This window comes from Tenacibaculum ovolyticum DSM 18103 (assembly GCF_000430545.1).
Taxonomy (GTDB): Bacteria; Bacteroidota; Bacteroidia; order Flavobacteriales; family Flavobacteriaceae; genus Polaribacter; species Polaribacter ovolyticus.
On sequence record NZ_AUMF01000014.1, the window covers coordinates 55,271 to 74,979 of the forward strand.

Below are 19,709 nucleotides of genomic sequence, written 5' to 3' on the forward strand. Positions count from 1 at the left end.
AAAAATACGTATTTTTGTGGTGACTAAAAATGATAGAATGTATAAAGTACGTGTAATATTAGACACAAAAGAAGATGTTATTAGAACGTTAGTTTTTAATGAAGCAAAATCATTAGAAGATTTACATTTTGATATCGCTAAATCGTTTGGTTTTAACGGGCAGGAAATGGCTTCTTTTTATCGAACAGATGAAGATTGGAATCAAGGAGAAGAGATTCCGTTATTTAATATGGCTGAAGCAGGTGAGGAGGTGTCAATGGCTACTTGTGTTTTAAAAGAAACATTACCAACTATAAATGATAAGTTGATATACGTATATGATTTTTTACAAATGTGGACATTTTATGTAGAGATTGTAGAGCAATCTAACGAAGATGTTGTTGAGTCTAAAATAATTTTAACAGTAGGTGAAATTCCTGATGAAGCGCCAGAGAAAGAGTTTAAAGCTGATATTTCTGACGATTTAGATGATTTAGATGATGGTTTTCCAAGTTTTGAAAATATAGATGATTTTGATTTTTAAGAATTAATTTTCATGTGAAATATTATTTGCATTATAAAAAAGCCCCTTTGTTTTATTTAAAACAAAGGGGCTTTTTTATGAATAATTAAAATTATTATAGCGGTTTAATACAACTTATATATACCCATGCAATAAACAAAATTTGTAAAGGAATACGAAAATATAAATAACTAATTCCTTTACCATTATAGGTCGCAGTTTGGTAATCTATTTGATTAATAGCTGCTTTAATGTTTGAAGGTAACATAAGTATAAAAAACAAAATTAAAAACCATCCAATTAAAGTATTTATTGAAGAAAAATGAATTGCGATAGCTGCCATTATTTCTATAAAACCAGTAAGAAAAATTATTTCTTTTTTAAAAGGTAAAAAATTAGGAACCATCATAATCATGCCTTCTGTATATATAAAATGACCTAATGCTGTAAATAATAACATAACCGACATTGCAATACGAGCTGAAAAAGGTATCATGTACTTATTATTGATAATTTTTATAAATAATAAGCTAACTATAAATGTAAAAAGTAAAACGATTAAAGGTTTCATTATTAATTTAGTTTTTTAGTATTAATAATTCTCTTTCTTATTCGACTTAAAGCTTCAGGAGTAATACCTAAGTAAGAGGCAATCATATATTGAGGTACTCTTTGTATAACCTTAGGTCTCTCTTTTACTAAATTCTCATATCTTTCTTTTGGAGTGTTTAAAATAAAAGAAGCTTTAATATCACAAACAATAATGTACAAGTTCTCGGCTAATTTTTTGCCAAAAACAGTAAAGTTAGGTATAACTTTATAAGCTTCATCAACTACTTTCTTGTTAAATATAATTACAGTACTATCTTCAATAGCTTGTAAATAGCTAAGTGAATTTTTTTGAGTAAGAAAACTACTATAATCTGTACAAAAGTTTTTCTCAAAGAAAAATTGTTTACTGTATTCTTGTCCATCAACACTATAAAAAGATCTAAAAGCGCCTTCGTTAATAAAAGCAACAAAATCACACACTTTTCCTTGTGTTAGTAAAAAATCATTTTTAGCTATTTTTTTAACGACCGTATTAGCTTTGATAAAGTTCGAAGACTCTTCGCTCATAGAGATAAATTGCTTAAAGAAATCAATAACTTGTTTATGCATGGTTGGTAAACTTTTGTTGTTAAAATTGAAAACGATATCCAAAGTCTGGAAAAAAACCAGCTTGATTTACTTGTTCTACCGTATTGGTTGTTCTGTTGTACTTTTTTACAAAAATATTCTCTTTATCTGTAATATTTTGCAGATCAACATAGAATTTATGAGAACTTTTTCGTTTTTTACTATTAAAAGTTACTCCTATTTTTAAATCTAAACGCATGTATTTGTCATATTGCTTGCTAAACGCATTGGAGTTATCTAGTATTTGATAACCAGCAACTTTTGAAGCTTCAAGATTTACAGGTGTAAAATATTTACCACCTGCAGTAACAAAACGAGTGTCTATTGAGAGTATCGTGTTTTTACTAGCTCCTAATTTAAACTCTTTTCCTGTTAAAAAATTAAAAACATAACCATTATTAAAAGGGGTATTTCTTTCTATACCGTCACTTCCTTTGTAAGTACTATCGAATATTGAGCTTGTAATTAAGGCATGGTAACCTTTACTAAATGATTTTTCTAAAGTAAGTTCAAGTCCTTGATTAATTCCTGTACCAGCATTCGTTAAATTGGTTTTATCTGAAGAAAAAGTAAAATCGGCTCCTTCTGTTAATGAAGAATAGCTAGATGGAGTTTTATCAACCGCCGCATTTTTAATTGTTTGATGATATAATTCTAATTTACCTCTCCATTTTGGCGCTATTTTTACATCATATCCAAGCACAAAATGATTACTTTTAATAAAATCAAGATTTTTATTAGGTTGTGTATTTATACCATCTATTTTCTTATTTAAAAATACTAATGGGCTCGGTGTGTTTTGATGATGTAATCCATATCCAAAATTAAGAGCGTGTTTAGGATGCAATTGCCAGTTTATAGATGCACGAGGCTCAATAACAAATTGCTCGTTTAAATCACTATACATTGCATGTAACCCTGTGTTAAGAATCAACTTTTTCGAAAGCCTATATTTACTTTGTATATAAGGTTGAAAAATGGTGTAGTCACCTTTAATTTTTCTAATAGTAACTAAATCAGGGTTACCATCGTTGTCGTTATCAGGCTGTTCCGATCTATCTTTTCTGTCATAATCTATATTAAAATTTTCAGCTAAAAACCCTGTTCTTAACGTTAGTCTTTGATTTATTTTGGTGTTATACATTGTTGAAAAAATAAGACGAGTCTCCTTATCTATATTTTCTGTATATTTTAAATTACTTTGTAAAGGTGTGTTTAAATTTAGTATACGTTCTTCTTTGTAATCATTTTTATTAAAAGTACCAGCTATAATTGTCTTTAAATAAGAGTTGTTTGTAAGTTGTAATTTATGTTTTAAGCCAACAAGTGCTACATTAGATATAACGAAAGAATTTTCATCTGGAGCAGAGAATAAATCATCTTTGTCGTAATCTTTGCCTAAAAAATCAATACTAGAATCTCCAATAATTCCAAATAAAGAAAACTCACCTAACTTACTTTTTCCAAAATCTATATTAAAAGAAATATCCATGTAATTAGGAGTATCACTAGTACCTCCACCATTTATTAAGCCTATTAAAGAATATCTGGCAGCAATTAAAAAAGAACCATTATTTTTTTTGTTAAAAGGCCCTTCAGCACTTAATTCTATTCCTGAAAAAGCACCCATTTGAAAAGAAAATTCGTTAGTATCTTTATTTCCTTTTCTAAAACCTAAATCAAAAACACCACCAATAGCATTTCCATATTCAGCAGGAAAAGCAGAAGTAATAAAGTCAGAATTTTTAAGCATATTTGGATTTAGAGCAGAAATTGGGCTTCCTGTAGTACCTAAGGTTGAAAAATGATTAGGGCTTGGTATTGGAATACCTTCTAAACGCCATAATAATCCGGTAGGTGAGTTTCCTCTAACTACAATATCATTTCTACTGTCGTTAGGAGCAGCAACTCCCGCAAAATTACTAGCAAGTCTAGCAACATCACTTCTACCACCAGCATATCGACCTACTTCTTTAATACCAAACTGGCGGGCTGATATTGCTGTGAATTTATTTCTGGCCTTAAGTTTACTTGTGTTAGAGCTTGTAATAACTATTTCGCTAAGTTGATTAAAGTTTTCAGTTAATGTAATTGTAAGAGAAATATCTTTACCTGAATTTACTTCAATGTCTGGTATGGTGCTGTTTTCATAACCCACGTAGCTAACTCTTATAACTTGTCTCCCTAAAGGAATATTATTAAGAGTAAAATAGCCATCAATATCGGTAGTTGTACCTATAGGTGTTTTTGAATTTAGTAATTCTATTGTCGCGCCAATAAGAGGAAGTTCAGACTGTTTATCTATAACCAAGCCTTTGATAACTCCATTTTGACCGTATAAAAAACAACTTAATAAAAATAAAAGAATACTGCTTATTTTTTTCATAATAAAATAAATGTTAATTTCATACAAAGATGTTTTATAACAATTACCTTTTCATTGATCATAATCAATAACGTATTTTTTAACTAAAAATTAGGAGTATTTATTCACAAAAGATTACTTTTATATTATGGCAGAATTTATAAAATTATATAACGATAACCCGAACTCTAAAGAGATTGAAAAGATTGTGAAAATCTTACAAAAAGGAGGGGTAATTATTTATCCAACAGATACTGTTTACGGTTTGGGGTGTGATATTACAAATACAAAAGCATTAGAGAAAATAGCTAAAATAAAAGGAGTTAAGCTTGATAAAGCTAATTTTTCATTCGTGTGTAATGATTTAAGTCATTTATCAGATTATGTAAAGCAAATTAATACAGCTACCTATAAAATTTTAAAAAGAGGTTTACCAGGGCCTTATACTTTTATTTTACCTGGAAGTAATTCATTACCAAGAGTTTTTAAGAAACGTAAAACGGTAGGTATTCGTGTGCCAGATAATAATATTGCTCGCGCAATTGTTGCCGCTTTAGGTAACCCAATAGTTTCAACTTCTATTCACGATGAAGATGAGGTTATAGAATACACTACAGATCCTGAGTTAATTTTCGAGAAATGGCAAAACATAGTTGATCTTGTTGTTGATGGTGGTTTTGGTGATAACTATGCATCAACAGTAATAGATTTAACAGATGATTACCCAGAAGTAATTCGTGAAGGAAAAGGGAGTTTAGATATTTTGTAAGTAATAACATAAGCTCAATATAATTGAATTTGAAATACCCCATATTAATATTTATTGTTTTCTTGTGCTGTTCTTGTAATAAAGGTAGTGTAGAAGTTAAAAAGTCCAGTTTTATCTTGAAAAGAGATTTCAAAGATTTTAAGATTAAAATGACTGAATTAGATACTTTAAAAGTAGGAATGTTTATTGGGGCTTGTACATATCATACTTTAGAAAGACTTGTGATATCAAAGAAAAAAGATTCATTATTGATTCAGCCTTATTTTAAAAGAAGAGCATTTAGTAATGATAAATACATAAAACAACAAGCTATTTCAATACACGAAAAAGATTCTGTTTGGAAATTTGGAGAATTCTTAAGTTTGTATCGGGAGAAAGATAGAGAAGAAGATGATTCAGTAATCTTTTCGATTAAATCAGATACAAGTAGTTTAAAATTTTATACAAAAGGAGTATATCAAAGAGATGTAATTGTTAGAGATTATTGTAAAGTAATGAAGCAATTAATTCCTAATAGTAAATATCATATTTTTGGAGAAATAATTGAATTTGATGAAGATGAATAGAAGAGTCTCTAGTTGATTGATTATTTCAACTCATTAAATTTTTTTCTTCCCAAAGCAAAATATTGCCAAATAACAGAAGTGTGTAAGTTGTAATTAGCTTTCTTCTGTAATAGCTTTCTTTTTCCTAAAAACTTAAAAAAGTTCGCATAAAAACTAAAGTGCGCTTTTAAAATAGCAAGGGTATGTTTTGGTTTTAATTCTGTTAAAAATTTTAGCCCCGCAATTCCGTCTAAAATTAATCGAGAAAAAATGATAAATAAGAACCATTGTTTCGGAACATTTTTAACCACGTTTAATAAACTATTCCTGAAGTTTAAAAATGTTTTATGAGGGTTTGTTTCGTTTAATGTAGCACCGCCAACATGGTAAACAGTAGAATTACCAACATATTTAATATTAAAACCTTCATTTTGTGCACGCCAGCATAAATCTATTTCTTCTTGATGTGCAAAATAATCTTCATCAAAACCATTTAATTGGTGATATACTTTTGATCGAATAAATAAACAAGCTCCTGATGCCCAAAAAATATCGGCAATATCATTAAATTGTCCATTATCAGTTTCTAAATGATTAAAGAGACGTCCTCGACAATATGGGTAACCATATAAATCAACATAACCTCCTCCAGCACCAGCATATTCAAATTTTGTTTTGTCTTTAAAATCTAAAATTTTAGGTTGTATAATTGCAGTATTATCGTCTTTTTTAAAGCTTGCTAAAATAGGAGTTAACCAATTTTTAGTAACTTCAATATCAGAATTTAATAAACAATAGATATCAGCATTAATATGCTGTAAAGCATCATTGTAGCCTTTGGCATATCCACCGTTAGTACTATTTTGGATGATTTTAACTGAAGCGTATTTTTGTTTAATGAAATTAATAGAATCATCAGAAGATGCATTATCGGCCACATAAATTTCGGCTTCTTGACTGCTAAAATTTATGACGCTAGGTAAAAATTGTTCTAATAATTTTTTACCATTCCAATTTAATATGACGATTGCTGTTTTCAAGAGTGCGAAATTATAGTTTTATTGTGGTTTAAAATGTAATAATTTGTTAATTATAAGAAGGAATATCCTTTAAAAATATATAGGTTTCTTTTTCTTTATCAAGTTTGCAAAAATAATGTTGCAATCCATTCGTAACAACTAAATAATTAGCATTTAATTTTAAGTTATAGCGTGCAATTTGATCGAATGTGTTTTGTGCAATTTTAATTTTTGGAGCCTTACATTCCACTATAATATTGGGAGTTCCATCAGGTGAGAAAATAACAATATCTGTACGTTTTTTTAAATTGTTTATAATCAGTTGTTTTTCAATAGCAATTAAAGAAACAGGGTAGTTTTTTTCTTGAATTAAAAACTGTACAAAATGTTGACGAACCCATTCTTCAGGAGTTAATACAACATCTTTTTTTCTTAAATTATCAAAAATAAGCGTCTTATTTTCGTTACTTTTGAGCTTAAATGTATAGTTAGGAAGATTTAGCTTTTGCATAATTAAAATATATGTAAAAATAGAAAATCATTGCGAGTGAAACAGTAGAATTTTAAATTAAAAAAAATTAACGAAATTTGAGAATTATTTATAAAAGAACTATGAAAAATAAATTAATTAAGAAACATCATTTTTTTAAATCAATAAACTTATTATTCCTTTTAATGATAATCACAAGTTGTGAAACTAATGAACCTGATTTTTTAAAGCCATTAGTAATAAGCGAAACAACAAGTGAGGATGTAGAAGTTGATTACACGACAATTAAGTTAAAAGGGAATGTATCCTCAGATGGAGGAAGTGAAGTTATAGCTCGTGGTTTTTGTTGGAGTATTAACCCAAATCCAACTATTGAAGATAATACAACTACAGAAAATATAGATACCTTTACAAGTATAATTACTGATTTAGTAGCTAATACAACATATTATTTTAGAGCTTATGCGACAAATAGTATTGGTACAGGTTATGCAACAGAGCAGTCATTTAAAACATCATCATTGAATATGACTACTTGGGATTTTTTATTAATGCATAGTGCTACTGTTTCTTGGCATGCAGATGTTCTTTTTAAAGATGATGGAACAACTGTATATGATGAACCTGATTATCCAAATGAATACACAACCTACGGAACTTGGTCTTTAAAAGGGAATGTGCTAACTTATGATTTAAATTCATCAAGTTCTGCAAACGTATACCAATTTACGGGAACTTTATTAGGAAATGAAATGAGTGGTACATACACTTTTGGTACAGAGGATGATAAAAGTTGGAATGCAACAAAATATTAAAAATTTACAGTTAAAACATATAATAGATTTAATTGTCTGTTTTAAAATTTAACTAGATTACGTACTAAAAGTTATGAATGAAATTAAAGCTATTATATCAGATATAAAAGAAGGAAACATTAAGCCTATTTATTTTTTAATGGGTGAAGAACCTTATTATATTGATAAAATATCTGATTATATTGAAAAAAATGTACTTGACGAATCTGAAAAAGGATTTAATCAAGTGGTAATGTATGGAAGAGATGTAACGATAGAAGAAATTATGTCATCTGCAAAACGTTACCCAATGATGGCAGATAAACAGGTAATCATTGTAAAAGAGGCACAAGATTTAAGCCGTACGATAGATAAGATTGAAGCCTATGCAGCAAACCCGCAAGCAACTACTGTTTTAGTTTTTAATTACAAGTATAAGAAATTAGATAAGCGAAAAAAATCATATAAGGCTATTGCTAAGAGCGGATTGATTTATGAGAGCAAGAAATTATATGATAACCAAGTTGCAGATTGGATTCGTAGAGTTTTAGGAGGTCAAAAATATAATATCGAACCAAAAGCATCTCAAATGCTAGTTGAGTTTTTAGGAACGGATTTAAGTAAAATTTCTAATGAATTAGATAAGTTAACATCTGTACTGCCTAAAGAAACTATTATTTCAGACAAACATATTGAAGAAAATATAGGTATATCTAAAGACTTTAATAATTTTGAATTACGAAAAGCAGTTGGTCAAAAAGAGGTGGTAAAAGCAAATAGAATTATTAATTATTTTGCACAAAATCCTAAAAATAACCCTTTGGTAATGAGTATATCCTTGCTAAATAGTTTTTTTACGCAACTATTAATGTACCACGGTTTAAAAGATAAATCAAAATCATCAGTAGCCAAGAATTTAGGAGTAAGTCCTTATTTTGTTGATGACTATAGTTCTGCAGCAAGGAACTACCCAATGCGAAAAGTATCACAAATAATAGGCCTATTACGAGAAGCAGATGTTAAAAGTAAAGGAGTAGGAGCTAGTCAATCTCATAGTGATATTTTAAAAGAATTATTATTTAAAATTTTACATTAAAATAAAAGTTACGTTTTAACAAACGTAACTTTTATTTTTCTATTAATTGTTTTTATTAAATGTTATCAATGTAGCCTCTTTTTTCCTTACAAGTTAAACATTCAAAGGCGTAAAATGTACAATTAGCATATTCTGATTTATTAGGCCCAAATTGACTTTCATAAAGATCATCACCTCCATATAAACAGATGTTTTCATAATATTCTTCAGCATTATTATTAGGTGAGTTCTTTAAGAAATCTTCATGTTGCCAAGTACCTATATATTTCATAAAATCATTACAATGAACTAACCATTTTTCGCCTTGCCATGCTCTAAATGGTGGTGTATGTATTAGTTCTAAAGATTTTGATTTATCTATTGCATCTAATTGCTTTTCTATAGGTAAGATATAAGAAGTGTAATATGTCGATTTTTTGGTATGTGAAGAGTGATCTGCTTTTATAATCTCCCCTTCTTTTGTAACTAATGCATCGTGTTCTATTTCTTGTACAAATCCGTATTTTCTGTCGCTAAGACATTTTAAACAAACGTTTTCTGCATTATCAATATTTTCGTTTGCAATAATAGTTATACTGTCATCTAGTTCTGCTATTGGAAAATTACTTTTTCCACAAAAGGAACAGCTACGCTTCTCATCGTTTGTATCGAAAATACTTTCCTCAATAGGAGATTCAAAATATTTAAAATGAATAGGTTTCATATGCAGCTTTTGTTTTAGGTGTATTAGTGTATGATTTATTAGGTTAACGATATTTAAGTAAGAAAAACCAGCTTTGTAAAATAGAAGAATTCCATACTTCGAAAATAAAATATTTTTTAGAAAAACACCCCCCTGAAAACAGGGGGGTAAAGTTTAATAAAAAGAACCTTTTATAGTGATGTGTATAAGTGAAAGAACAAATAATTTTGTAGAGTATAAATTATTATTTTAAAATGGGGAATTTAAAAAGTTATATTAAGAGAGGGGAAATAGGCCTATTACTCGTTGTGTTAAGCTTAATACATAGTAATGATCTTAGGGCACAACAGTTTTATCCTACAACCTTTGATGTTACAACTTTAAACGGAACTAATGGGTTTGTAATACCTGGATTGGATACAGGTTATAAATTAGGAAGAGAGTCTCAGTTTATAGGAGATATTAATAATGATGGTTTTGGTGATATATGTATTGGTAATGGAAATCAAAAGGTTGGTGTTAATGATTTATCAGGTAGAGCTTATATTATTTTTGGTTCTGCAACAGGTTTTCCTATACCATTTGATCTTACAACTTTAAATGGTACAAACGGATTTATAGTAGAAGGTATAGTTTATAATGAAAGAAGAGGTACAACAGTTGCTGGGCCAGGAGATATAAATGGAGATGGGATAGACGATTTAATTATTGGTACGAGTAACTCTTCTGACGATATTGTTATTTATGGAGCTGTAACTTTTCCTGCTTTATTTACCGTTAATGATATTAATGGTACAAATGGTTTTTTGTTAGATACACCAGGGAGTAGTCAAGTAGCTGCTTTGGGAGATGTGAATGGAGATAGTATTAATGATTTTATCATAGGAACACCACATTGGTCTGGACAATCATGGATTGTTTTTGGACGTTTAAGTAATTATCCTGCGTTAATTAATACTGCTTGGTTAGATGGTGTTAATGGGTTTCGAACAAGTAGTTTTCCAAGTAGCAGGCCTTCATATAAAGTTGGAGGAGCAGGAGATATTAACAATGATGGTATTAATGACATGTTAGTTGGTAGTTGGAATAGTACATCAGATCCATGGAGTTATGCATTTTTTGGAAAGAATACACCTTTCAGTTCTCTTGAAAATATTGTAGCAGTAGATGGAACAGATGGGTTTAAGATAGATAATACAGGTAATGGTTTTATAACAAATGTAGGAGCTATTGGAGATGTAAATAATGATGGAATAGACGATTGTTTTTCAGAAAATAATATAATTTTTGGCTCGAATACTATTTTTTCAGCTAGTTTTTTAATTAGTGATTTTAATGGTACGAATGGATTTGTTTTAGATAATTATGTTTCATGTGTCGCTCCCACAGGAGATATAAATAATGATGGAATAGATGATTTTATAGTAGCAGGTAGTAATGATTATGTTGTGTTTGGTAAGGCTGGTGGATACCCAGCTCTTTTTGATTCTTCAACATTAAATGGTGTTAATGGTTTTCAAATTCCTGTTAATAATTCGAATACAGGAAGACCTGTTGATGGAAGTAAAGATATAAACGGAGATGGTGTTGCTGATTTTATATTTGGAGATACAGGAGCTGGAAGTACAGGAGAAGTTTATGTCGTTTTTGGAGGTGATCATTATGCAATGCCTTTAAATGCAACGCATCCACAAGCAAATAACGAAACAACTACCGGATTCGATATACTTGTTAACGGACCAGAAACAGGAACTATACATTATGCAATTTTACCGGGTACTTTTTCTGGAGCTGTTAATCATAATACTATTTTAGCAGGAACAGGAGCTATTGCAAACGGTAATTTTTTAATGAGTACAGCAAATGCTAACATTAATGAGGTTATTTCATCATTAACAGCAGCTACAACATATGATGTTCATTTGTTTTTAGAAGATGGTATAGGGAATAAAAGTATAATTTATCATTTAAATGATGTAACAACTTTGGCGGGTGGAGATATTACACCTCCTTCAATTACGTGCCCTGCCAACCAAACGGTAACATGTGGTACTACAGTAATACCAGATTATACAGGATTGGTAACAACGACAGATATTGTTGATCCAAGTCCTGCAGTTACACAAAGCCCTGCAGCAGGAGCTACTTTTGTAGATGGTATGACAATTACAATGACTTCTACCGATGCAAGTTTAAATAGTGCTAGTTGTACATTTAATGTAACTGTTGGAGCTGATACTGTAAAGCCAACAATAACTTGTTTAACATCAGAATCGTTATTTATAAATTCAACATTACCTAATTACTTTTTTAAATTAAAAGCATCAGATAATTGCACTTCAATATTTAATCTTACGTATACACAGGTTCCTACACAAGGCACATCATTTACAGCAACAACAAATGTAACTGTTACAGTTACAGATGAGAATGGTAACTCAGAAACTTGTGTATTTCCTGTAACAGTTAAATCAGCTACACCACCTGTAGATTGTAATACTACTTCAATAAACATTAATGATTTAGATGGTAGTAATGGATTTCAAATAGATGGAGATGCAGTAAAAGCACAACTAGGACACGATGTAAGAGGAGCAGGTGACGTTAATGGTGATGGGATTCAAGATTTTTTAGTAGGGTCACCTAATAAGGCCTATAATTATAACGCAGCCTATGGAAGGGAGAGAGGAAATTACCCTGGAAATGTATTTGTTATTTTTGGAAAAGGAAATAATTTTCTTCCAAATATAGATACGGCTTTATTAGATGGAACGGATGGATTTAAAATTCATAATGATGTTATAGGAGGTGGTAATTTTCAATATTCAGGATATCAGGTAAGTACTGCTGGTGATATTAATAATGATGGAATTGATGATTTAATGTTTAGTGACCCTTTCCGTAGAAATCCATTGGGATCTGAATTGGGAACTATTTATGTGGTTTTTGGTAAAACAACTGGTTTTTCGCCTGTTTTTAATTTGTCTAACATAAATGGTACAAATGGTTTTGTTTTTTTAGGAACAGATGCTTATGATCAATCAGGGAAATCTATTGATTCTGCAGGAGATATTAATAATGACGGAATAAATGATATAATAATAGGTGCAAGTACCGGTAGAGGTACAAATAACAGTGGTACATGTTATGTTATTTATGGAAAAACAGGAAGTTTCCCCGCGCAATTAAGAGGAAGTGATTTAAATGGAGCCAACGGATTTATAATAAAAGGTGATGTCGATGGAGAACAAATTGGTTATGGAGTAATTGGATTAGGAGACGTTAATGGAGATGGAATTGATGATGTAGGTTTTGAAGGTGGAGGAAAGAAAAAAACGTATGTCCTTTTTGGGAAAACAGGAAGTTTTCCTGCTATAGTAGCAACAGCAACTATAAATGGATCAAACGGATTTTATGCTGATATCTCTTCTTTTACATCTAGTTATTATAGAAGTATAATGGGAGTTGGAGATGTTAATAATGATGGGATAAAAGACATGTTATTTGGAAACAAGTTTCTTCTTTTTGGTAAGAATACAGCATTCTCTGCATCAGAAGACATAACAAGTTTAGATGGAATAAGAGGTGTAGAATTTATAGGGAGTACTTATAGAAAATCTAGTGCAGGAGGTGATTTTAACAATGATGGGATTGATGATTTAATCATAGGGCGTTCAAGTTCATCAATTGCTATTGTTTATGGTAAGAGTACTCCTTGGGATGCTACATTGAATCCATTTTCATTGCCATCATCAGAAGCTTTTAAAGTAACAGGTCTTTCGTCTGATTATTCAGTGTCTGATTTAGCAGATATTAATGGTGATGGTATTACAGATATTATTGTAGGAGAAAAAGAGAGATTGTATTATGATAGTGGTGCTAGTTTAAACCCCGGAAGAGCAAACGTAATTTATGGTTTTTCTGTTACAGATATTGAAGCTCCAGTTATTACTTGTCCCACAGATCAGATTTTAGTGTCAGGTAGTTTGTTGCCTGATTATACTTCTTTAGCAACGGTAACAGATAATTGCGATACTAGTCCCGTAATTACTCAAGCACCTATTGCAGGGAGTGTTTATACTCCTGGCATGACAATTACACTTACAGCAACTGATAAAAAAGGAAATTCAGCAAATTGTGATTTTATTGTAACTGATAATACAGATATTATAGATCCAACGGCAACGAATCCATTACCTATTAATGTTCAGTGTTTGAGTGATGTACCATTACCAAACCCTTTAGTTGTAACTGATGAAGCTGATAATAGCGGAACACCCCCAACTGTAGTTTTTGTTAACGATGTAAATACAAGTGCTAGCGTTATTACCAGAACTTATAGTGTAACAGATGAAGCTTTAAACTTAATAAATGTTACTCAAACGATTACAGTAAATGATATTATAAAACCAACAGCAAGTAATCCATTACCAATTAATGTTTCATGTATTGGAGATGTTCCAACAGCAGATATAACTGTAGTAACCGATGAAGCGGATAATTGTACGGGAACTATAACAGTTGCTTTTGTAAGTGATGTAAATACAAGCCCTAGTATTATCACAAGAACTTATAGTGTAACCGATGTTGCAGGAAATACAATAAATGTAACGCAAACAATAAATATAAGCGATACTGTAAAACCAACAGCAAGTAATCCATTACCAATTAATGTTTCATGTATTGGAAATGTTCCAATAGTAGATATAACTGTAGTAACAGATGAAGCAGATAATTGTACGGGAGCTATAACAGTTTCTTTTGTAAGTGATGTAAACACAAGTCCAGGGCTTATTACTAGAACATATAGCGTAACCGATGTTGCAGGAAATACAATAAATGTAACGCAAACAATAAATATAAGTGATATTGTAAAACCAACTGCAAGTGATCCATTACCAATTAACGTTTCATGTGCAGGAGATATTCCAGTAGCAGATATTACTGTAGTAACTGATGAAGCCGATAATTGCACGGGAACTATAACTGTAGCCTTTGTGAATGATGTAAATACAAGCCCAGGTATTATTATTAGAACTTATAGTGTAACCGATGTTGCAGGAAATTCAATAAATGTAACACAAACAATAAACATAAGTGATATTGTAAAACCAACCGCAAGTGATCCATTACCAATTAATGTTTCGTGTGCAGGAGATATTCCATCAGCAGATATTACTGTAGTAACAGATGAAGCGGATAATTGTACGGGAGTTATAATTGTAGCTTTTGTAAGTGATGTAAATACAAGCCCAGGTATTATCACTAGAACTTATAGTGTAACCGATGCTGCAGGAAATACAATAAATGTAGCGCAAACAATAAACATAAGCGATATTGTAAAACCAACCGCAAGTGATCCATTACCAATTAATGTTTCGTGTATTGGGGATGTTCCTATCGCAGATATTACTGCAGTAACCGATGAAGCCGACAATTGCACGGGAGCTATAACAGTTGCTTTTGTAAGTGATGTAAACACAAGTTCAAGCGTTACTACTAGAACCTATAGTGTAACTGATGCAGCAGGAAACTCAATAAATGTAACGCAAATAATAAATATAAGTGATACAATAAATCCAACGGCAAGTAATCCAACGGCAATTAATGTTTCGTGTATTGGAGATGTTCCAATAGCAGATATCAATGTTGTAACTGATGAAGCAGATAACTGTACAGGAGTTATTACGGTAGCTTTTGTAGGTGATGTAAATACTAGTCCAAGTGTTATTACTAGAACTTATAGTGTAACGGACGTTGCTGGAAACTCAATAAATGTAACGCAAACAATTACGGTAAGCGATACGATTTCCCCAACAGCAACGAACCCGTTACCAATTAATGTTTTATGTATTGGAGATGTTCCATCGGCAGATATAACCGTTGTAACTGATGAAGCCGATAACTGTACAGGAGTTATTACGGTAGCTTTTGTAAATGATGTAAATACAAGTCCTGGTATTATCACTAGAACTTATAGTGTAACGGATGCGGCAGGTAACTCAACTGATGTAACTCAAACGATTACGGTAAGTGATACAATTGCCCCAACAGCAACGAACCCAGCGGGAGTTATTGTTTCTTGCGTAGGAGATATTCCAACAGCAGATATTACAGTAGTAGCTGATGAGACGGATAATTGTACAGGAACTATAACGGTTGCTTTTGTAAATGATGTAAGTGATGGAAATAGTAATCCTGAGATTATTACAAGAACCTATAGTGTAACAGATGCTGTAGGTAATTTTACAAACGTAACACAAACGATTATTGTAAATGACAATACAGCTCCAATAATAACCTGCCCTGCTAATAGTACTCAAAAAGTAGATTCAGGTTTATTAACAGCAGTAGTAACCTTTACAAATCCTGTAGCTACTGATAATTGTACCGCCGTAACAATAAATCAAACAGCAGGTTTACCTTCAGGAGTAGAATTTCCTATAGGAATTAATACGATTAGTTTTGAAGCTACCGATGCAGCAGGGAACACAGCAACGTGTAGTTTTACTATAACTATTGAAGCAGAAGATCCACTAGTGTGTACTGTAGATGCAGGAACCGATTTTGATATTACCGAAGGAGATGAGGTAACGTTAAATGCAGTGATTTCAGGAGCAGGAATTATAGAGTGGTCACCTTCAGTTGGGTTAAGTAGTACTACGATAGCAAACCCAATAGCAAGTCCTACAGAAACAACAACCTATACAATTCGATTTGTTAATACTGAAGGTTGTGTAGCAGAAGATACGATTACAGTTTTTGTAACACCATTAGAAAAAGATGAGACTAAATATGGTTTTTCTCCAGATGGTGATGGTATTAATGAATATTGGGAAATAGATGGCATCGAAAATTATCCTAATAACCAAGTGTTGATTTATAATAGGTGGGGAGATTTAATTTTTGAAACTACAGGTTATAACAATGGATCAAATGTATTTAGAGGAATAGCAAACAAAAAAAGAAATTTAGGGGCAGGTAAATTACCTGAAGGTACCTACTTATTTCATATTAAAATTAAAGGTTCTCATAATTTAAAAAAGGAAAAAGGTTTCCTTATTCTAAAAAGATAATCAATGAAAATTAAAAATATAATATTGATAGTAGTAACACTATCAACAGGAATTTTTCATGCTGCATTTGGACAGCAAACACCAGTTTTTGCAAATTATAGTTATAATAATGTAGTTATTAACCCAGCGCATGCAGGGTATTATCCAGATATTGATATTACAGTAACTAATAGAGGTCATTTAAATGGTATTGAAGGAAGTCCTAAGAATATTGGGGTAACAGTTAATTTCCCTAAAAGCTTTAAAAATGTAGGAATAGGAGCAGGTATTTCTAATGATCGAATAGGAGTAACGAATATTACAAGCTTGTTTGGAGCGTATTCATATAAAATACACTTTAACTCAGATAATAGTACTTGGTGGGATTACAATCCACATGTATTATCTTTCGGAATTACAGGAGGAGCTATGTTTTACAATGAGAACCTTTTAGATTTAAATATTAATAACGATCCTAATTTTGCAAATAATGTAAGTACAATTGTACCTACCATTGGAGCAGGGGTTTTTTATAACAGAGAGCGTGTTTATGTAGGGCTTTCTATTCCTAATTTACTAGGGAATTCATTGTCATCTAATGATAATATAAACATAAAAAGTACTTACTATTTTAACGCAGGATATCGATTTTTTGCTACACGTTTTAGGGAAGTAATGATAAATCCAAGTATACTTGTTAAGTATATTTCGGGAGCTCCTGTGCAAGCAGATCTAAACACAAAAATTAATTATAAAAATAAATATGAATTTGGTGTAGGTTACAGAACAAACTCATCAGTAAATATACTAGCAGGTTTTCATATCTCTAAACGTTTTAGAATATTATATAATTATAATAAAAGTATTGATAACTCAATAATGGATACTCATGGTATTGTTTTAAACCTTCGTTTAGGAGAAGGTTTTGGAGGTAGATAAAACTTATAGGTAGCTAATTTGTAAAGCAAAAACAGCTAACCGTATTTAAAGGTTAGCTGTTTTGCTTTATAATAAATTCTTTTTATTAAGAAAAAGGATTCCTTTTGTGTTATTTCGTTGTTTTATTAATTGTATTTTTTTATTAAATCAGACAAAGAATTTGATTCCAGTATTTTATCAAGATATTTACCTCTGCTGCTTTTTACACGTTGATATGGAGCAAATAAATTCGAAACCTCATTAAACTCATTATTTAAAAGAGTTAGTATTTTTTTGTTGTTGTCAGATAATTTTTCAGCACCATGTTTTTCATTAAAATCAATTAACCGTTTAACAGCTATTTCCTTTTTAGCAATTTCAGCACCAGTTCCGTTTAAAGTACAGATTCCGTAAATACCTTTTAAATAGTATTGCCATTCTTGTTCAAAAGCTGAATTTAATTTATCCATGTTTACAGTTCCGTCATTTTCTGTTATATTATCATAACCAAACTTCTTGTTATTGTTATTAAGAAACGTATTTATAAATGCTGTTTTCAACGATTCTTTAAATTCAGAAGAATCATTTAATTTTTTGTTTTTCTGTATTAAAGCGATAACACTTTTTGGATAGTATTTTTTGACTTCAGAAATTGTCTTCTCGTCACCAAGAGGAGAATTTATTTTGTAGGTTGCATTAATTTCATAAGAACTATTCGGAATTAATTCGTTTTCTATTAATGCATTTAATTCTTGACTAGAAATTTCTGAAATTTTGCATAATTCATTTAATTCAATAAAATTATCTTCAATATATTTAATATCAATATCCATTGTTCGGTTTTTTATTTTTTTAATTCAATTAAAGACTTTTTAATAGATGCTATATCGGTATCTCTCATTCTAACCTTATTAAAATCAACAACTATTAATTTAGTAGCATCTTTGGTTAAAATAATAATTTTTTCATTCTTTACTTGTGTTTTTTCGATGTTCGATAAAGTAATTTTACGAATCGAATCTGAAGGATTTGTTCTGTATTCTAAATAATTGGCTGAGGTTTTAATAAACAGTTCTTTAGATTCTCCAATAAATTTTAGAGCTCTAATAATTAAAAATAAACCAACTGTAATTCCAAGCGGTTTATCCCAATCTCCAGGGAAACTATAGATAAACTGATTTGTTTGTAGGTATTTATACAATTGATAACTAAATGAAAAAACAAGAAAAACTCCCGTTGCTATAAAAATAGGTGCTTTTAAAGATCTCTTTTTTATTAAGTATTTCATACTGTTTCGTAATATGTGTTTGAATTTTAGATATCGAATGAAAGTTATTCTTTATTCAAAATCCAATCTATTAAATTCTTTTTATCAACTATAGACCAACTATGAGGATGCCTTTCTCCATTTGCTCTATAACCTTTGTTTACTGTAGGAATATATTCAACATTTTTAAACCCTTTAATTTTTAAACTCTTAGATAGTTTTTCGATATAAAAAGCATTCATTTGTTTATAATCTGCCATTCTGTTTTTTTTCCACCAAAGAGTATCAGGCTCCGTATAAAGTCTAATCTTAGTATTCTTTAAACTCTTTAAATTTGAAATGTTGTTTGTACTAAAAGTAAAAACAGCTTTGTCTTCATATTTCTTAATGTCCTCTGTTGGCGTTCCAAAATTACGCCCAAGAGTTTCTAATAACCAAGTACTTTCTTGAATTGCTGGTTCTGAAAATTTTCGTTCGATATTTTTTTCAGAAGAAAAATATAGTGCGGCTAAATCAATAGGGGAATCTACTATAAATACTCCTTTTGGAGCACTATAAGATTCTTTCATCCTTGTGATGTAATTACTTATTAAAAGACTAACAACTCCGCCGCTAGAAAAGCCACCAATAAAAATGTTGTTAGTCGGTAATTGATTGTCTTCAATTATATTTTGTAAACTTTTTGCAAGCTGTTGTTGTTCGTTTTCCTCAAGCCATAATTTTTGATTGAAGTTAGATAATATAACTGCAATATTTTTTTTTTTAGCAATCTCAAGAATTTTAAATTCTCTTTTAATGTCTTCAGCGACTTCAGGATAACCACCAAACAGAATTAAAACAGCATCAATACTGTTATTTGGTTTATATAGTTCGTAATCATCTTTTATGATTTCGGTAAAACCGATATTTTCTTTACTACTTTTTTCTTTTTGTTTACAAGAAACAAATCCGATAAATATTAGTATTAAAATTATTGATATTCTTTTCATTTTTAATAACAGATTTTTGTAAAAATAGCCTAAAACTAA

16 protein-coding genes are annotated in these 19,709 nt (G+C 30.5%); 7 read left to right on the plus strand and 9 right to left on the minus strand.

Annotated features, from left to right (window positions below; genetic code table 11):
• Window positions 1-37 precede the first annotated feature (37 nt).
• Entirely contained in the window at window positions 38-523 is a 486-nt protein-coding gene (locus H518_RS0104830) for an IS1096 element passenger TnpR family protein (protein ID WP_028888021.1), read from the plus strand.
• Between the two features lie 94 nt (window positions 524-617).
• Here H518_RS0104830 and H518_RS0104835 read toward each other — a convergent pair whose 3' ends face one another.
• From H518_RS0104835 to H518_RS0104845, 3 genes are read right to left on the minus strand one after another with little or no spacing between them, the layout of a single operon-like run.
• Window positions 618-1,073 (minus strand): DoxX family protein, encoded by a 456-nt coding sequence (locus H518_RS0104835; RefSeq protein WP_028888022.1) that lies wholly within the window; start codon window positions 1,071-1,073, stop codon window positions 618-620.
• A 2-nt stretch (window positions 1,074-1,075) separates the two neighbouring features.
• The gene (locus tag H518_RS0104840) at window positions 1,076-1,663 is read right to left on the minus strand and encodes a Crp/Fnr family transcriptional regulator (protein ID WP_028888023.1); all 588 of its coding nucleotides are present in this window, start codon (window positions 1,661-1,663) and stop codon (window positions 1,076-1,078) included.
• A gap of 19 nt (window positions 1,664-1,682) precedes the next feature.
• The gene (locus tag H518_RS0104845) at window positions 1,683-4,067 is read right to left on the minus strand and encodes a TonB-dependent receptor (protein ID WP_028888024.1); all 2,385 of its coding nucleotides are present in this window, start codon (window positions 4,065-4,067) and stop codon (window positions 1,683-1,685) included.
• Between the two features lie 127 nt (window positions 4,068-4,194).
• On the opposite strand from H518_RS0104845, the gene H518_RS0104850 reads away from it, so the two are divergent.
• Both H518_RS0104850 and H518_RS0104855 read left to right on the plus strand, forming a co-directional pair.
• Window positions 4,195-4,815: an L-threonylcarbamoyladenylate synthase gene (locus H518_RS0104850; protein WP_028888025.1), complete on the plus strand. Its 621-nt coding sequence runs from the start codon at window positions 4,195-4,197 to the stop codon at window positions 4,813-4,815.
• A gap of 116 nt (window positions 4,816-4,931) precedes the next feature.
• Entirely contained in the window at window positions 4,932-5,381 is a 450-nt protein-coding gene (locus H518_RS0104855; RefSeq protein WP_155995160.1) for a hypothetical protein, read from the plus strand.
• 20 nt (window positions 5,382-5,401) lie between these two features.
• Here H518_RS0104855 and H518_RS0104860 read toward each other — a convergent pair whose 3' ends face one another.
• The gene (locus H518_RS0104860) at window positions 5,402-6,400 is read right to left on the minus strand and encodes a glycosyltransferase family 2 protein (RefSeq protein WP_028888027.1); all 999 of its coding nucleotides are present in this window, start codon (window positions 6,398-6,400) and stop codon (window positions 5,402-5,404) included.
• Window positions 6,401-6,446: 46 nt separating this feature from the next.
• A complete protein-coding gene (locus H518_RS0104865) occupies window positions 6,447-6,890 on the minus strand; it encodes a type I restriction enzyme HsdR N-terminal domain-containing protein (protein WP_028888028.1) in 444 nt (147 codons plus the stop codon).
• A 101-nt stretch (window positions 6,891-6,991) separates the two neighbouring features.
• On the opposite strand from H518_RS0104865, the gene H518_RS0104870 reads away from it, so the two are divergent.
• Window positions 6,992-7,684 (plus strand): fibronectin type III domain-containing protein, encoded by a 693-nt coding sequence (locus tag H518_RS0104870; protein ID WP_028888029.1) that lies wholly within the window; start codon window positions 6,992-6,994, stop codon window positions 7,682-7,684.
• A gap of 73 nt (window positions 7,685-7,757) precedes the next feature.
• On the plus strand, window positions 7,758-8,759 hold the full coding sequence (gene holA / locus H518_RS0104875; protein WP_028888030.1) for a DNA polymerase III subunit delta: 1,002 nt from the start codon (window positions 7,758-7,760) through the stop codon (window positions 8,757-8,759).
• 55 nt (window positions 8,760-8,814) lie between these two features.
• On the opposite strand, the gene H518_RS20400 is transcribed toward holA, so the two are convergent.
• A complete protein-coding gene (locus tag H518_RS20400; RefSeq protein ID WP_051263665.1) occupies window positions 8,815-9,462 on the minus strand; it encodes a CbrC family protein in 648 nt (215 codons plus the stop codon).
• A 233-nt stretch (window positions 9,463-9,695) separates the two neighbouring features.
• Here H518_RS20400 and H518_RS0104885 point away from each other — a divergent pair, with 233 nt between their 5' ends.
• Both H518_RS0104885 and H518_RS0104890 read left to right on the plus strand, forming a co-directional pair.
• Complete coding sequence (locus H518_RS0104885) at window positions 9,696-16,517, plus strand: T9SS C-terminal target domain-containing protein (RefSeq protein ID WP_028888031.1); 6,822 nt, start codon at window positions 9,696-9,698, stop codon at window positions 16,515-16,517.
• 3 nt (window positions 16,518-16,520) lie between these two features.
• Complete coding sequence (locus tag H518_RS0104890; RefSeq protein WP_028888032.1) at window positions 16,521-17,435, plus strand: PorP/SprF family type IX secretion system membrane protein; 915 nt, start codon at window positions 16,521-16,523, stop codon at window positions 17,433-17,435.
• Between the two features lie 125 nt (window positions 17,436-17,560).
• Here H518_RS0104890 and H518_RS0104895 read toward each other — a convergent pair whose 3' ends face one another.
• The 3 genes from H518_RS0104895 to H518_RS19240 are packed head-to-tail and all read right to left on the minus strand — an operon-like array spanning window position 17,561 to window position 19,670.
• Window positions 17,561-18,247 (minus strand): DUF6058 family natural product biosynthesis protein, encoded by a 687-nt coding sequence (locus tag H518_RS0104895; protein WP_028888033.1) that lies wholly within the window; start codon window positions 18,245-18,247, stop codon window positions 17,561-17,563.
• Between the two features lie 11 nt (window positions 18,248-18,258).
• Window positions 18,259-18,702: a hypothetical protein gene (locus H518_RS0104900; RefSeq protein WP_028888034.1), complete on the minus strand. Its 444-nt coding sequence runs from the start codon at window positions 18,700-18,702 to the stop codon at window positions 18,259-18,261.
• Between the two features lie 44 nt (window positions 18,703-18,746).
• Window positions 18,747-19,670 carry a hypothetical protein gene (locus tag H518_RS19240; protein ID WP_051263666.1) on the minus strand — a complete coding sequence of 308 codons (924 nt, stop codon included), beginning with the start codon at window positions 19,668-19,670 and terminating at the stop codon, window positions 18,747-18,749.
• Window positions 19,671-19,709 lie beyond the last annotated feature (39 nt).

Coding starts and splice junctions, on each gene's coding strand:
- H518_RS0104900 (WP_028888034.1), bottom strand. CDS start 18,702: ATGAAATACTTAATAAAAAAGAGATCTTTAAAAGCACCTATTTTTATA.
- H518_RS0104835 (WP_028888022.1), bottom strand. CDS start 1,073: ATGAAACCTTTAATCGTTTTACTTTTTACATTTATAGTTAGCTTATTA.
- H518_RS0104850 (WP_028888025.1), top strand. CDS start 4,195: ATGGCAGAATTTATAAAATTATATAACGATAACCCGAACTCTAAAGAG.
- H518_RS0104895 (WP_028888033.1), bottom strand. CDS start 18,247: ATGGATATTGATATTAAATATATTGAAGATAATTTTATTGAATTAAAT.
- H518_RS0104830 (WP_028888021.1), top strand. CDS start 38: ATGTATAAAGTACGTGTAATATTAGACACAAAAGAAGATGTTATTAGA.
- H518_RS0104865 (WP_028888028.1), bottom strand. CDS start 6,890: ATGCAAAAGCTAAATCTTCCTAACTATACATTTAAGCTCAAAAGTAAC.
- H518_RS0104840 (WP_028888023.1), bottom strand. CDS start 1,663: ATGCATAAACAAGTTATTGATTTCTTTAAGCAATTTATCTCTATGAGC.
- H518_RS0104890 (WP_028888032.1), top strand. CDS start 16,521: ATGAAAATTAAAAATATAATATTGATAGTAGTAACACTATCAACAGGA.
- H518_RS0104845 (WP_028888024.1), bottom strand. CDS start 4,067: ATGAAAAAAATAAGCAGTATTCTTTTATTTTTATTAAGTTGTTTTTTA.
- H518_RS0104885 (WP_028888031.1), top strand. CDS start 9,696: ATGGGGAATTTAAAAAGTTATATTAAGAGAGGGGAAATAGGCCTATTA.
- H518_RS0104870 (WP_028888029.1), top strand. CDS start 6,992: ATGAAAAATAAATTAATTAAGAAACATCATTTTTTTAAATCAATAAAC.
- holA (WP_028888030.1), top strand. CDS start 7,758: ATGAATGAAATTAAAGCTATTATATCAGATATAAAAGAAGGAAACATT.
- H518_RS20400 (WP_051263665.1), bottom strand. CDS start 9,462: ATGAAACCTATTCATTTTAAATATTTTGAATCTCCTATTGAGGAAAGT.
- H518_RS19240 (WP_051263666.1), bottom strand. CDS start 19,670: ATGAAAAGAATATCAATAATTTTAATACTAATATTTATCGGATTTGTT.